10 protein-coding genes and 2 pseudogenes are annotated in these 14206 nt (G+C 59.0%); 8 read left to right on the top strand and 4 right to left on the bottom strand.

Features of this window, described 5'->3' with window-relative positions; translation table 11 throughout:
• The first annotated feature begins 211 nt into the window (after nucleotides 1-211).
• The 5 genes and pseudogenes from AC0IXS_RS07275 to AC0IXS_RS07255 all read left to right on the top strand — a co-directional run bounded on the left by AC0IXS_RS07275 (nucleotide 212) and on the right by AC0IXS_RS07255 (nucleotide 6793).
• A complete protein-coding gene (locus AC0IXS_RS07275; RefSeq protein WP_137202939.1) occupies nucleotides 212-2383 on the top strand; it encodes a TonB-dependent siderophore receptor in 2172 nt (723 codons plus the stop codon).
• Between the two features lie 546 nt (nucleotides 2384-2929).
• A complete protein-coding gene (locus tag AC0IXS_RS07270) occupies nucleotides 2930-4246 on the top strand; it encodes an MFS transporter (protein WP_057410451.1) in 1317 nt (438 codons plus the stop codon).
• A 411-nt stretch (nucleotides 4247-4657) separates the two neighbouring features.
• Nucleotides 4658-4911: pseudogene (locus AC0IXS_RS07265) on the top strand (helix-turn-helix domain-containing protein).
• A gap of 199 nt (nucleotides 4912-5110) precedes the next feature.
• Nucleotides 5111-5830 (top strand): hypothetical protein, encoded by a 720-nt coding sequence (locus tag AC0IXS_RS07260; RefSeq protein WP_471824228.1) that lies wholly within the window; start codon nucleotides 5111-5113, stop codon nucleotides 5828-5830.
• Between the two features lie 69 nt (nucleotides 5831-5899).
• Nucleotides 5900-6793 (top strand): hypothetical protein, encoded by an 894-nt coding sequence (locus tag AC0IXS_RS07255; RefSeq protein WP_471824226.1) that lies wholly within the window; start codon nucleotides 5900-5902, stop codon nucleotides 6791-6793.
• A 4-nt stretch (nucleotides 6794-6797) separates the two neighbouring features.
• On the opposite strand, the gene AC0IXS_RS07250 is transcribed toward AC0IXS_RS07255, so the two are convergent.
• Nucleotides 6798-7874 (bottom strand): diguanylate cyclase, encoded by a 1077-nt coding sequence (locus AC0IXS_RS07250; RefSeq protein ID WP_471824224.1) that lies wholly within the window; start codon nucleotides 7872-7874, stop codon nucleotides 6798-6800.
• A 253-nt stretch (nucleotides 7875-8127) separates the two neighbouring features.
• Entirely contained in the window at nucleotides 8128-9342 is a 1215-nt protein-coding gene (locus tag AC0IXS_RS07245; RefSeq protein WP_471824223.1) for an MFS transporter, read from the bottom strand.
• A gap of 109 nt (nucleotides 9343-9451) precedes the next feature.
• Here AC0IXS_RS07245 and AC0IXS_RS07240 point away from each other — a divergent pair, with 109 nt between their 5' ends.
• Nucleotides 9452-10360 carry a LysR family transcriptional regulator gene (locus tag AC0IXS_RS07240; RefSeq protein ID WP_057410447.1) on the top strand — a complete coding sequence of 303 codons (909 nt, stop codon included), beginning with the start codon at nucleotides 9452-9454 and terminating at the stop codon, nucleotides 10358-10360.
• Nucleotides 10361-10372: 12 nt separating this feature from the next.
• Here the strand turns inward: AC0IXS_RS07240 and AC0IXS_RS07235 are convergent, their stop codons facing one another.
• Both AC0IXS_RS07235 and AC0IXS_RS07230 read right to left on the bottom strand, forming a co-directional pair.
• Entirely contained in the window at nucleotides 10373-10963 is a 591-nt protein-coding gene (locus AC0IXS_RS07235; RefSeq protein WP_057410446.1) for a DcrB/PsbP domain-containing protein, read from the bottom strand.
• 507 nt (nucleotides 10964-11470) lie between these two features.
• Complete coding sequence (locus tag AC0IXS_RS07230) at nucleotides 11471-11842, bottom strand: topoisomerase DNA-binding C4 zinc finger domain-containing protein (protein WP_122667718.1); 372 nt, start codon at nucleotides 11840-11842, stop codon at nucleotides 11471-11473.
• A 215-nt stretch (nucleotides 11843-12057) separates the two neighbouring features.
• On the opposite strand from AC0IXS_RS07230, the pseudogene AC0IXS_RS07225 reads away from it, so the two are divergent.
• Nucleotides 12058-12339: pseudogene (locus AC0IXS_RS07225) on the top strand (PAS domain-containing protein); the annotation flags it as partial.
• Between the two features lie 249 nt (nucleotides 12340-12588).
• Nucleotides 12589-13623, top strand: coding sequence for a methyl-accepting chemotaxis protein (locus tag AC0IXS_RS07220; RefSeq protein ID WP_412778835.1), 1035 nt, complete (start codon nucleotides 12589-12591; stop codon nucleotides 13621-13623).
• Nucleotides 13624-14206: the final 583 nt, after the last annotated feature.

The following is a 14206-nucleotide window of genomic DNA, read 5'->3' as shown; positions in this document are numbered from 1 at the left end:
AGATTATCCACGCTGACTTAATTCACGCTTAATAAACCGTTGTGTCCGGTTATTTCGAATCAGCGGGGTGAGTAAAGTGTGCTCACTCGATTCGTCTACAGAATGACGTGCACGCAAGGGTTGAAAAAAACCGGCGGTGAACGTAAAAGGTTGCCCCCTGCCGGAAGGTGCTTCGCGTCTGTCCAGGCGCCTGATCTTCTGGAGTCCGACAATGAGTACGCCCCACCGACCTGCCGCGCGCCTTGCGTCTAGCTTGTTGCCTTTGGGCATGGCCGTCGCTTCGCCGGTGCTGGCGGTCGAGCCGGTCAATCTGGAAGCCGTTAATGTCTCGGGCACCCGCGAAGAAAGTGTCGGCGACTATAAAGCGGCGCGGGCCTCCATTGCAGGTTACGACCAGGCGACGTTGCTCGACACGCCCGCATCGGTATCGGTATTCACTGCTGCGCTGATCGAGGATCGCCAGGCCAGACTGCTCAGCGAGGTGCTGCGCAACGATGCCTCTGTCGGCGAAAGCTATGCCCCGGTCGGCTACTACGAGAACTTCGTGGTGCGCGGTTTCTCGCTCAACGCTGCCAACAGCTATCGCATCAATGGCCGCAGCATCACCGGCGAGCAGAATGTGGCGCTGGAAAACAAGCAGCAGGTCGAATTGCTCAAGGGCTTGTCGGGCCTGCAGAGTGGCGTGTCGGAGCCGGGTGGTGTGATCAATTACCAGACCAAGCGCGCGGAGGACGTGCGCTCGGTCACGGTGTCCACCAACGAGCATGGCGAGCGCTACATTGCCACTGATGTGGGCGGCTGGTTTGGCAGCGAGCAACAGTTCGGCCTGCGTGCCAATCTGGCGCATGAAGACATTCGCTCCTACGTCGAGCATGCCGATGGCCAGCGGGATTTCGCGTCCCTGGCGTTCGACTGGAACATCAGCGACCGCGCCTTGCTGCAGCTGGACGTCGAGTACCAGACCAAAGAGCAGCGTTCCGTGCCCGGCTACCAATTGCTCGGCGGCACGACCCTGCCGCACGATGCTTCGCCGCGCAAACTGCTGGGTTATCAGAGCTGGTCCAATCCCGTCGGGATCGACTCCCTGAACATGAACGGCCGCTTCGAGTATCGCTTCAATGACAGTTGGAAGGGCAGCCTCAGCGCCTCCCGCAGTCGTGTGGTGATCGACGACTACAGCGCGTTCGCCTGGGGCTGCTACGGTTCGGCCAGTTGCGCGGCAGAAGCGGTGCCCAATCATTTCAGTGCCGAAGGCGGGTATGACATCTATGACTTTCGCAGCCCTGACGACACGCGGCGCAACGATGAGGTCGAGGCGGCCATGTCCGGCGTTTTCACTACCGGCCCGCTCAGTCATGAGCTGACCTTCGGCACCAGCGCCTACCGTCGTACGGTCGACACGCGAGGCACCTTCAACGAGTTTGTCGGCTCCGGCAATATCAACGAAGCGCCTGAAACGGTTTCGCCCTCCGACTTGCCATTGCCGCACACCGAGCGTCGTCTCGACAGCCGCCAGTACGGGCTGTTCGTCACCGACCGCATCAGCTTCAACGAGCGGTGGCAAACGGTGCTGGGCGGGCGCCAGGTGCGTCTCGACGAGCAGGCGTACGCCGAGGACGGCAGCGATGCGCGCCACACCGAGCGCTGGGTGTTTCTGCCTCAGGCTGCGCTGATTTACAAGCCGGTGGACAACCTGTCGCTCTACACCAGCTACAGCAAAGGGCTTTCGCTGGGTGGGACGGCGGCGTGGTTCACCACCAACGCCAGCGAAATTCTCGCCCCGACCGTGTCGCGACAACTGGAAGCCGGGATCAAGTACGACTGGCAGCGCATGAGCTTCACCGCCGCGCTGTTCCAGGCGCGTCAGGCCTATCAGTATTCCAGACCCAACGATGACGGCACCTTTACCTACGTACAGCAGGGCGAGCAGAAGAACACCGGTCTTGAGTTGGGTGCCAGCGGCTGGGTGACGGAGCGTCTGCAGATTTCCGCCAGCGCCGCAGCGATTCGGGCGCGGGTCGAAGGCAGCGGCACCGAGGCTTACGAAGGCCATCAGGCGCTCAACGTGCCCAAATACCGTGGCAGCCTGCAGGCCGACTACAGCTTGCCGATTCGTGGCCTGGCGTTGCTCGGTGGCGTGCAGTACAGCGCCAGCAAAATGGCCGACCGCGAAGGCTCGGTGCAGGTCAATGACTACGCGCTGTTCAACGTCGGCAGCCGCTACAGCACGAACATCGGCGGATACGACACGGTCCTGCGCCTGACCGTCGACAACTTGTTCGACAAGCGCTACTGGCGCGACGCTGGCGAATACCTGGGCGACGACTACCTGTTCATGGGCGCCCCCAGAACCGCCAGACTCTCGGCTTCAGTCAACTTCTGAGTGGCGGCTGACAGCGGACGCGGAGCGTCCTGAGCGGCATTCCCACGCTGGAGCATGGGAACGATCAGTGATCTGAAAAACCTGTGGGAGGCGGCTTGCCGGCGATGGCGTCAGTTCAGTCGCTGATATGTCGCGTTAGGGAATGCATCGCCGGCAAGCCGCCTCCCACAGTCCGTGGTCGCAGCAAGACTCGGGTATAACGCTGAGCACAAGCATGGGCATGATCGGCGTGCTTGAGATCATGCTGATCGTTCCTACGCTCCGCGTGGGAATGCCGCTCAGGACGCTCCGCGTCCGCTTTCGAATGTGGCGCAGATGCGTGGACAAGCTCCAGCGTTATCCACGTCATGCGCTCGGCTCACTGAATCCGCAATCTGTGCCATTTGTGGCGCTCTGCGTCACATTCGAAGGGCAGCGCAGCAGGCAGGGACCAGTCTGCCCGCGATAAGTACACCGTCTCCAAACCCCACAGCCGGATCCAAGCTTTGCTATTCTTCGCGCCCAGCGAGCGCGGGACGCGCTTTTCAGCCATGTATCGGGGGCTTCATGACGGCCATCGTTCGACCACCTCAAGCGCCTTTCAGCCGTGGTGACTACAAGACTCTGGGTCTTGCAGCGCTGGGCGGGGCGCTGGAAATCTACGATTTCATCATCTTCGTATTCTTCGCGCTGACCCTCAGCCAACTGTTCTTCCCGCCTGAAATGCCCGAGTGGCTGCGCCTGCTGCAGAGCTTCGGTATCTTCGTGACTGGCTATCTGGCACGTCCGCTGGGCGGGATTCTGATGGCGCATTTTGCCGACCGTCTGGGACGCAAACGCGTGTTCAGCCTCAGCATCCTGATGATGGCCTTGCCCTGTCTGCTGATCGGCATCATGCCCACCTACGCCCAGATCGGCTATTGGGCGCCGTTGGTGCTGTTGGCCCTGCGCATTCTTCAGGGCGCAGCGGTCGGCGGCGAAGTGCCGAGCGCCTGGGTATTCGTTGCAGAGCACGCCCCGAATGGCCATCGCGGTTACGCTCTGGGCGTGCTGCAGGCCGGTCTGACCTTCGGCTACCTGCTGGGAGCCCTGACCGCGACCTGGCTGGCCCGTGTCTACAGCTCGGCAGAGATTCTCGACTGGGCCTGGCGCATTCCGTTTCTGCTCGGCGGTGTGTTCGGCGTGGTGGGCGTCTGGCTGCGTCGCTGGCTGAGCGAAACGCCGGTGTTCATGGCCCTGCATGCCCAGCGCGAGGGGCTGCAAGGCCTGCCGCTGAAACAGGTCCTGAAAGATCACCGTGCCTCACTGCTGCCCGCCGCCTTGCTGACGTTCGTACTCACCTCGGCTGTTGTCGTACTGGTGGTCATCACACCAACAGTCATGCAGCAGCGCTTCGGCATCTCGGCCAGCCAGACGTTTGCCCTGAGCGCCGCCGGTATCGTGTTTTTGAACATCGGCTGTGTGCTGGCCGGCATGTTGGTCGACCGGATCGGCGCTTGGCGCGGCGTCATGCTTTACAGCCTGTTGCTGCCGCTGGGCATCGGCGTGCTATACGCCAGCCTGATCGAGCAGTGGCTGCCGCTCAGCGTGGCCTACGCCATTGCAGGTCTGGCCTGCGGAATCGTGGGTGTGGTGCCTTCGGTCATGGTGGGGCTGTTCCCGGCCAACATCCGCGTGTCGGGCATCTCCTTCACGTACAACATCGCCTATGCGTTCTGGGCCAGTACCACGCCGCTGCTGCTGATCGCGCTGATGCCCTGGAACGTCTGGGTCTGCGTTCTTTACGCCGTCGTGATGGGCATGACCGGTCTGCTAACGGCCGTGGTGTTTGGCCTGCGCAGGGGCGTGCAGGTCGATGACGTGGTGATGGGCCGGGCCAGTTAGCAGCCCGGCTTGTATCCATCGGTCGGTTCGAGTTCATCGACAACCTGCCTCCCCCCGCTTGAACGGATGAATTCAGGCAATACATGCTTTCAAGAATGTATTGCCTGACGGGGCTGACTCAGTTGTAAAAAATGATCGTAATTGTCAATTCGCAATTTCGTCTTGCACCTGCTGACAACCTGATTTGTCGGGTTGGCAGGTGCGTGATCAATGGTGTTTGTAGTATTTGTTTGATTAGTTGTTAAAGCGTTTCCGAGTTCTGTGTAGGAACTTTCCTGGAATTTCCAATATAAAAAATAACGCTAAACAAAACGGCATCAAAGCCGATTTGCTCTTGAGGTCGTGGATGGCAGTTGTAGGAAGCATCTTACACGTTCATCCGTGGGCATAGTGACAACAAGAGGGAATACCATGTGGGCGACTCTTCGAGAACAGGAAGTCCTGGCGCTTTTGCTTCAAGGATGTACCAACAAGGAAATTGCACAGCAGCTCTGCATCAGCGGCTATACCGTGCGTGATCATGTGTCTTCACTGCTTCGAAAGAATCAGGCCAGAACGCGTGCTGAACTCATGGCGCGCTGTATGTCTTTTCTGCTGACTCCCGGCAAACCCCGCAGCCCCCTACATCTATCGGATTGTTTGTCGAGATGACTTGGCCAGAATAGGGGTTATCGAGATAAGTGTTTTAACGCGTGTCTGTTCTTGCGGGGCGGCAGGAGCAGGCTTGTGTTCTTACTGCTGGCACTGTGGTCTTGGCTGCCGCGTCAGAGAATACGCCGGGGTCGAGTTTTATCAAGGGCCGATCAATACGCTGAACATCACTGTTTGGCGCCACTGCACAATAAACAACAAAAGGAGCAACACGTGACTGTTTGTCTTGTTCAGCAGGATTCCCTTTCCGATCAGTCATTGCGGCCGGATACGCACCGTACTTATATCAACCCGATGACGGACTTCCAGCAACTGGCCGCGCGCCAGTCGCTCCTTTCACGAGCCGCCCTTGCCCAACAACAGGCCATGCTGCTCGGGCCTGCGGGCCAGTTTGCCGGACTCTCCCGGCAGGTTCGAGAGCAGGCACGGCAAGCTCCGGTGTTCCAGGACCTGGAGCGCCTGCACGACAGAAAGCGCAAGTCGCTCGCCGAGCAGGCAGTGATGTTCGCTCTGGGCGAGTTCTGCCGTCGTCCACCGTCCGATAATCCGTTCTACCGCAAGCCTCGGGAATATCTGTGTTGTGTCGTGTTCGACGACACCGGGCTTTACACGCTGGTTGAACGCTACGCCGCAGCCGAAGCACTCAAGCAGGGTGACAGCGAGTACTTCGCCAGCCTCATCGCCACCACGCGAAACACGGTCGAGCGGCGAATTGTCTTTCACGGGCTGCTGGAGCATTTCGACCGTCTGCTGCCTATCGAGAAAAGCATTTACCCGCTGGACTACCGCAGTGCTCAACAAGCGCATCTGGATCATGAGGAATCGCTCTACGGCAAACTGGAACTGGAACAACCGATCAGCGTGATTTTAGAAACCCGTGAACCGCAGTGGCTGCTGGATCATTTGCCTGAACTTCAGCGCGCTGTCAGCTGATGTCGGTTTAACGCGTTGTGTTTTTTTTATTCGCCCGTAAGTACCAAAGCGTGAGCAAGGGAGCCATTAATGAGAGTTGTCAGTCAGGATATCGAATCACGAATCGCCATCATGCAACTTGATAAACGGAACGCTCAAAACAGCCAGTCGGCAGGCGCAGTCATTTCAGCAAGCACTCACGAAAAACCGCCCGTCCAACGTCCAACCGTTTCTATCAGCGGCGAAGCGCTTTTACGGCAAAGATTATTTCATATAACCGACCCGAATCGTGCTTTGCCTGTATTTGTACAGATGGAACGTGGGGCATTGGGTTGTAGAGTCGATTTCCTAACGGATAACGACAGGCAATTGCTTGGGGACGTGTACGAGTGGGCGCAGGAACAGGGTGCTGATTTGAAGTATGTTGATGACTTGGGGTTTAGACTCGCGTCCTACCGCGAGTCAGACAACGGCAGAATAATGATGCGCGAAAATACGGGGCACAGCTATGACGGCGAAGGGCATAAGCTCTATCTCAGCTTTACCGATAAGGATGCGGCTTCCGCTAAACGGATCCTGGAAAGTGATGCATTGAAAACGACGCGTCTGGATCACGGCTTCGTTCGCTTTATGACCGACAAGGATTACGGTGCTATCAACCACAACGATTTTGATTTCATGGAACAGGTCATCAATCGATTTTCCAATCGAAAAGATGAGTCGCAGCCCTTGACGCCCAGGTTTGCAAGGCACGAGTACCTTAAAAACAACTATGTCAGAACGCTCTCCAAAGAAAAATATGGCGATGATAAAGACAACGTCCAAAATGATCAGGGCACTCAGTCGGCCGCGAAGAAAACCACCAAACCCAAGCCTGTCACCGTCGAATCCCTGCGTGACGACATGCGGTCGGCATTGTTCAAAGCGATGAACGTCACAAGCTTCAAGTCTCTGTTTGCGCTTTTGTTCGGAGACAAGCGCTGACTCGCTACGTCTGAACGCTCATGTCCTGACAGTCGGCGCTAATGTCATCCGCAATGACCACACGATTGCGGCCTGTGCTCTTGGCGAGGTAGAGGGCTTTGTCGGCTTCGTGAAGCCAGGCTGATGTGTCGTTCAGGCCGTGGTTATAAGCCGCAACGCCGATGCTGAGGCTGACCTTCAAATCTTCGTGCAGGGAGTAGGTGAGTTCATCGATGGCCAGCCGCAGCTTTTCAAGCACTTTGCGGGCTTGCGCAGTGTTGGCGCCCGGCAGGATCACGCAGAACTCATCGCCGCCGCAGCGTCCCGTCACGTCGTTCTTGCGCAGGTTGTCCACCATCGCCTGGCTGATGCTCTGCAGCACGGTGTCGCCCACCAGATGGCCGTAGGTGTCGTTGATCGTCTTGAAGAAATCGATATCGAATAGCGCGACCACGCATTCCTGATTCAGGCTTCGGCTTTTTGCAAACTCGAGATCAAGCAGTTCCTTCCAGGCGCCATGGTTGAGTAGCCCGGTCAGGCTGTCGGTGCGGCTGAGCCTGTGCAGTATGTTCCTGTGTTCACGCAGCTTGAGCGTGACCTGATGACTCATCCAGCCGATGAAGATCGGGTAGATCACCAGCACCGGAAGGCAGGCATACATCTGCATCGGAGTGCTTTCCAGATTGATCACCGGATCCAGCACCAGCAGTGAAACCATGATGCCTGCCGCTTGGGCGACGAAGCCGCTGAACATGAGGCGTGGGCCGGCCGCTGCGATGTTGTGCATGGCCATCATCGCGACCACAGTGATCGCGGGCAGCACACTGAACCCCATTGCACCGATCCAGAAGCCGCCGCAGAACGAGTCGGTCAGCAGGTTGCGCCATTCCGCCTGGTAGGGCTGCCTGGATGTTCTGGCCAGGTAGTAGGCAACGTGGGGCCATATCAGCGCATTGAAAAATGCCAATGCCCAAAGCCATGGCGCGGCATTCAGGTGAAACAGGGAGGCTGCGACGGTGAGAAAGCCCACGCTGACGCCGACCGTTCGTGGCGCATAGATTCGCTTGGCGAATGCCAGTCCTTTGCCTTGAAATCGGTTCATAACGCTTACCGGAATCTGATTGAACCGGTCAGAAACCTTCATCCTTGACCGAAAGGGTAGAGTTTGGCGTGTCACAAATGCCATGGGAAGAGCATTTTGCCATTATTCATGCACATCAACGCCTGCTGCTGCCATTAACGGTCGCATCGAAGACGATTTGGATGGAGAAGCGCAGCTGAGACCTTCAAAAGAACGGCCAAGCCAGTGGGGCCGCTTGCCGGCGTGCTCGACAAACGGTCCCGAGGCGAGTGGGTTACGCGGGAACGGCTGACCCGGAGGGGCGGGCTTTGCGTGCCATTGTCAGCCAGGCAAGCGCGATGGCCAGCACGGCAACAACGGCAGCGACATAGCCGACGGCTTCAAGGCCCAGGTATTCAATGGTGACGCCACCAATGATCGACCCCAGCCCAATGCCTGCATTGGCGGCCGACACGTTCAATGTGCCAGCGAGCGCCTGAGCCTGCGGTGCGGCTTTCATGACCCGGATCTGGCAGATGGGGAACAGCGCGGTGTGCGCAATGCCCCATACCGCCAACACCACGGCCAGCAATGGCAGTGATCCTGCGGCCGGCACACTTGCCGTCATGCCCAGCGCCAGCAACAGCGCAAAAGCGATGGTCGCACCCAGCGGGCTGCGATCCACGAAGCGGCCGCCCAGTGCGTTGCCGATCAGGCCGACTGCACCAAAGCCCATCAGCCACCAGCCCACCTGCGCCGACTCGATCCCTGCGATCCGCTCAAGCGTGTCAGCCAGGTAGGTGTAAGCGCCGAACATCGCGGTGAACAACAGAATCGACAGCAGCAGGTTGGCAATGAAATGCGGGTCGCGCAGGATTCTGGCCTGTTGAGCCAGCCCGACTTTCTCAGTGGGTGCCATCTTTGGCATCGAGAAGGCAAGCAGCACCGCCATCAAAACAGACAGTGCCGTCAGTGCCCAGAACGCGCCACGCCAGCCCACTGCGTCGGCAAACACCGTGCCCAGCGGAATGCCGAACAGCATGGCCGCCGAGATGCCCAGATACACCTGAGCAACGGCCTTGCCCGCCTGTTTGGGGCCTGCCATCAGCCCAGCGGTCTCACTGGCCGTACCCCAGAAAACCGGTAACGCCAACGCCGGAATGAAGCGCGCCAGCGCCAGCACCCAGATGTTGCTCGACACTGCCGCCAGTGCACTGGAGGCGGCGAAGATCAGCAGAATGACGATGAACGTTCGCTTGCGATCCAGGTGCGATAGCATCGCCGTCAGTGGTGGGCCGAACAGCATTACCGTGAAGGCGAACAGGGTGACCAACAGCCCGGCGTTGGAGATCGAAATGCCCAGATCCCGAGCCAGTGCGGGCAGCAGACCGATGATGAGAAATTCAGTGGTGACGATCACAAATCCGGCCAAGGCCAGAATGGCGATGGACAGACCGGCCCCGGTCGAGCGTTCGCTCGCGGCGGCGGATGTGGTTTCTTGAGACGACATGACACAAACCCGATAGAAAATAGCGTGCCAGCATATTTCAGAAACCATTTCCTATCTGTGGCGAATTTTCCGTACATTACGGAATTAAATTCACTAATGGTCAGCATCCATGCTTTCTACGGATCGTCTCAAAGGCATTGAAACGTTTGTCGCCGTTGCCAACGCAGGCAGCTTCACGGCCGCCGCCGAGCGCCTGAGCCTGACCAACTCGGCCGTCAGTAAGAGTGTGGCGCGTCTGGAAAGCCGTCTGGGCATGCGTTTGTTCGAGCGCACGACCCGAAGCCTGGCGCTGACCGAGGAGGGCGCGACCTACCACGCTGTCTGCACGCGCATGCTGGCCGAACTGGAAGAAGCGGAAACCGCCCTGGCGGCGCAGCGCTCCGAGCCGGCCGGTCAGTTGCGCATCGACCTGCCCGCCACCTTTGGCCGACTGCACGTACTGCCGCAGATTCTGGCATTTGCCGAAAGTCATCCCAAACTGCGTCCGCATGTCACGTTCACCGACCGCTTCGTCGACATTCTGGAGGAGGGCATCGACCTTGCGGTGCGCATCGGTGGCCCGTCGATCTGGCCTGCAGGGCTTGCGCATCGCAGCCTGGGGACCGAACGGGTGATCTTCTGCGCCGCGCCTGCTTATCTGCAACGCCACGGCATGCCGCGTACTTTCGAGGATCTGGTCGACCATGCGTGCATCCTGTTTGGTCGGGGCGATGGCACTGTCAGTCCTTGGCTGTTCGTTGACGCGCAGGGTCAGCCTGAAACACGGGCGGTGGAAGCCCGTATCGTGGTGGGCAACGGGGAAGCTCAGGTCGCTGCCGTGACGTCGGGCTGCGGCATCGCGCAACTGGCGACCTGGCTGATCAAGGACCAGTTGCAGCGTGGCGAACTGGTGGAAATCCTTCCTCATCTGGCCACTGACGGCCTGGCCCTGCACCTGGCCTGGCCGCGCAGCCGTGAATCGCTGCCCAAGGTGCAGGGTCTGGTGGCGTTGCTGTCAGGCGCCTTGCGGGTGGAGTGACGGGGCTGCGGGTTATTGGCCGATGACGGCCTTCACCAGTGCGGCGTGCTGCTTGGGGTCTTTGGCGTTGGAGACCACATTCAGAACCGCCGCGCGTTTGCCTGAGGCCGCCATGATCGTCGTGCTCAACACCTTGGTGTCGCTCATGGTGGCCGAGGTGTCCACCTGACGGATGCCGAGACCGTTCTTCTTGACGATCTTCTTCTCACCCAGCTTCTTGAAGTCCTTGTAGCCCGCGCCCTGTTGAGCCATGGTGCCAGCGACCAGACCGTCGAGCACCACGCTGTCGTTGTCACCGACCTCAACGCCTGCCGGCAGCGGTGTCTCTGTCGCGATGACCACACGCTTCTCGGCTGCGTTGGTGTACAGAGAGCCTGTCACGCCTTGAGCCTTGGCTTTTTCGTCGATCTCGGGCATGTCGCCCTGCACGAAACCCGCAGGCAGCGTGAACGCCAGCTTGCCGCCGAGCAGCGAAGCCTTCTGGGTTGTCGCCGTTGCTGGCGCAGCAGCCTGCGTCTTGGACGCCGCCTGAGCGTTGACCATCCCCAGCGTGCCGACCAACGCCATGCACACCACGATTGCCTTGAAACTGAACGACGGCATAGGAACTCCCTGATTGCCTGATATTGGATGGACAGCATTGTGCCTGAGGGATACGAGCAGGCAGACAGGAAAAAGTGCCATTGAGGCACGAGGCGCATTCAAGACCGGACGCTCTGGAATGTGGCGCATATGCTTGGCCAAGCTCCAGCGTTATCCACGTCATGCGCTCAGCTAACTGAATCCGCAGTCAGTGCCATTTGTGACGCAGAGCGTCACGGGATGCATCCCCACGCGGAGCGATGGGCACGATCAGTGGTGAGCCGGATTTGTGTATAACGATTGATGATCGTTCCCACGCTCCAGCGTGGTAACGCCTCTCAGGACGCTCCGCGTCCGCTCTAAAATGTGGCGCAGATGCGTTGCCAGGCTCCAGCGTTATCCACGTCATGCGCTCGGCTAACTGAATCCGCAGTCTGTGCCATTTGTGACGCAGAGCGTCACGGGATGCATGCCCACGCGATGGGCACGATCATCGTTGAGCCAGACTTGATGATCGTTCCCACGCCCTCATTCCTTCCTAAAAATCGGCCGAATACCGCGGCATTTCGGGTACGCCACGCACCCCCAGAAGTCACCGGCGTTCTTTCCAGTGCGCGCCAATTTGATGACCATGGGCTTTTTGCAGTGTGGGCAGTTGGGCGTGGCGGGTTTTGTTTCGGGTTTTGGCGTTGTCGGTCTGGACTTTCGCTTGCGAGGCTTTGCTCTGGTGTTAGCAGGCTGTTCGCTGACGTCGAGTGGTGCAGCCTTAAGATCAGGCTCGTCCCGTTTTTCATTGCCCGCGTCCGGCTTGCGGCGACCGATAATCGCCGCCGCTGCCTTGCCCAGCTCGCGTATCGCGCCAATGAAAGCCTGCAGGGGAGGCTGAGTCTTGCGCGCCATGGAAGCCTCCAATACACGAGTAATCGATTCAAGGGCGGCATGGTGCAGAGAACGAGGCCGCCAAGTAAAGCGCGCCAAACCGCCCGTCCACTCAAGACCTCGTCCCGCCGGACGATACAGGGACGCTGTACTATCGGTTGTGCCTTGGTGGGTGTGTGCTACACCTTCAAGGCGTGCCCCAGGATATTTCGCATTTACCAGGGAGTGGATGTTCAATGCGTGTCAACTTGCCCGTTACCCAGACAGAACGGACCTTTCCAGCGTCTGAGCGTCTCATTTCCACGACGGACCTCAACAGCCACATCACCTACTGCAACGATGCGTTCGTGTCGCTTAGCGGTTTCACGCGTGAAGAACTGATCGGGCAGCCGCACAACCTTGTGCGCCACCCCGACATGCCCGTATCAGTATTTGCCCACATGTGGGAAACCATCAAACAGGGCAAACCCTGGATGGGCGTGGTCAAGAACCGCTCCAAGCAGGGCGACTATTACTGGGTCAGCGCCTACGTCACTGCGGTGTACGAAAACGGCCGCATCGTGGGTTACGAATCTGTCCGCTCCCTGCCGACCCGCGACCAGGTGCGCCGCGCCGAAGCGCTCTATGCGCGCCTGCGTGCTGGCAAGTCGGCTGTTTCCAAAGCCAGCGCTGCGGCTTATCACCTCGTTCGCCAATTGCCGATGATTCTTTGCACGCTGGCGTTGATTGGCGGTGTGTACCTGCTGGACGATCAGGCCTCGTTCGTCATGATTCTCGTCGTGCTGCTCGCGTTAGGCAGCTTTCTCGAAATCCGTCACCGCAACAGCCTGCGCAAAACGCTGGAAGAGCACCCCAAGGCGTTCACCAGTGCCTTGGTTGCGTTGACCTACAGCGACAACCGAGGCCCGCAAGGCCAGCTCGATCTGGCAATGCTCAGCGAGGAAGCCCGACTGCAGGCCGCCTTGACTCGCCTTGTCGACACAGGCGAGAGCGTCAGACAGCACGCTGGGCAATCGGCGCAGTTGTCGGTTCGGCAGGCTGAATCGCTCGATCAACAACGCAGCGAAGCAGATCAGTCCGCCACCGCGATCAACCAGATGGCCGCGACCATTCAGGAAGTCACGCACAACGTACAGAACACCGCCCACGCCGCCGAAGAAGCCGACAAACTCGCCCAGCAGGGGCGTGGACTGGCGGACGAAAGCCTGCTGGCGATCCGTCACATGGCCAACTCTGTAACCGAGATCGGTCAGGCCGTCGGTGACCTTGCCGATGCGACACAGTCCATCGGCAGTGTGGTGGACGTCATCACTTCCATCGCCCAGCAGACCAACCTGCTGGCGCTCAACGCCGCCATCGAGGCAGCACGTGCGGGCGAGCAGGGCCGTGGCTTTGCCGTGGTCGCCGACGAGGTTCGTTCGCTGGCCTCACGCACCCAGTCCTCGACCGAACAGATCCAGCAGATCATCACCACCCTGCGCGACGGCGCCTCCCGCGCCGTGCAGACCGCCAGCAAGGGCGAGCAGATCTCACAGGAAAGCGTCGCCAGCGTCGAAGCCGTGCAAAAGGCGCTCGACGGCATCAGCCAGTCCGTTACCCGCATCACCGGCATGAGCCAGCAAATGGCATCCGCCTCCGAAGAACAAAGCCACGTGGCAGAAAACATCAGCCAGCAAATCACCCGCATCGCCCAACTCTGCGATCAGAGCGCGGGCCAGGCTCAACAAGGTTCGCAGATCAGCAGCGAGCTTGAAGGCATGGCGGAGTATCTGCACAGTCTGGCGGAGCGGTTTAGTCGGTAGTCCGAATGAAGGTGTTGGGTGGGGAGTCTTGCACAGTGAGCGAGAGTGCCCACCGCATTTTTCTGCAAGCACCGGACTGTGGGAGGCCTCACTACGTCTTCGACGTAGCGCTGTCGCGCGGCAAACAACGAACTGTAGGAGCGCGCTTGGTCTGGGCGGCAATCCGACGATAGGTTCTTACAACAGAAATCAGCGACTGACACGACGCAATCGCGGGCAAGCGCGCTCCTACAAAAAAAACGCGCTCCTTCAGTGGTTTACAGGTTGTTTGATAAGAGGCGGCTTGCCGGCGATGCGGTTTCCTAAACGCCAATCATCAACTGAACTGACCCATTCGCCAGTGAGTGCTGAAGTTGAGTTTATTCACTTCGTAATGGAAGCCGATACGTCTGTTAGTACCTTGTCTTTCTTGAGAACCAAGGTTTGATATCCCATGTGACGGTGTGGGCGCAGGCATGAGCCACAATCATTACCAGTGAAAACAGTATTATAATCGAGCTGTCCTGCTCTCCGTAAAAGGGGAGGCTGTTCTGGTCGATGACGCGCATGTGTTGATAGGCAAAGAATATATTGTAAATCATGT

It is taken from the genome of Pseudomonas sp. AC016 (assembly GCF_979253365.1).
Note: the sequence above shows the minus strand (reverse complement) of the source record. Positions and strands in the feature narration are given on the sequence as shown.

What these genes read in the sequence shown, in the direction of transcription:
- AC0IXS_RS07275 (WP_137202939.1), top strand. Translation starts at nt 212, where the DNA reads ATGAGTACGCCCCACCGACCTGCCGCGCGCCTTGCGTCTAGCTTGTTG.
- AC0IXS_RS07270 (WP_057410451.1), top strand. Translation starts at nt 2,930, where the DNA reads ATGACGGCCATCGTTCGACCACCTCAAGCGCCTTTCAGCCGTGGTGAC.
- AC0IXS_RS07255 (WP_471824226.1), top strand. Translation starts at nt 5,900, where the DNA reads ATGAGAGTTGTCAGTCAGGATATCGAATCACGAATCGCCATCATGCAA.
- AC0IXS_RS07250 (WP_471824224.1), bottom strand. Translation starts at nt 7,874, where the DNA reads ATGAACCGATTTCAAGGCAAAGGACTGGCATTCGCCAAGCGAATCTAT.
- AC0IXS_RS07245 (WP_471824223.1), bottom strand. Translation starts at nt 9,342, where the DNA reads ATGTCGTCTCAAGAAACCACATCCGCCGCCGCGAGCGAACGCTCGACC.
- AC0IXS_RS07240 (WP_057410447.1), top strand. Translation starts at nt 9,452, where the DNA reads ATGCTTTCTACGGATCGTCTCAAAGGCATTGAAACGTTTGTCGCCGTT.
- AC0IXS_RS07235 (WP_057410446.1), bottom strand. Translation starts at nt 10,963, where the DNA reads ATGCCGTCGTTCAGTTTCAAGGCAATCGTGGTGTGCATGGCGTTGGTC.
- AC0IXS_RS07230 (WP_122667718.1), bottom strand. Translation starts at nt 11,842, where the DNA reads ATGGCGCGCAAGACTCAGCCTCCCCTGCAGGCTTTCATTGGCGCGATA.
- AC0IXS_RS07220 (WP_412778835.1), top strand. Translation starts at nt 12,589, where the DNA reads ATGATTCTCGTCGTGCTGCTCGCGTTAGGCAGCTTTCTCGAAATCCGT.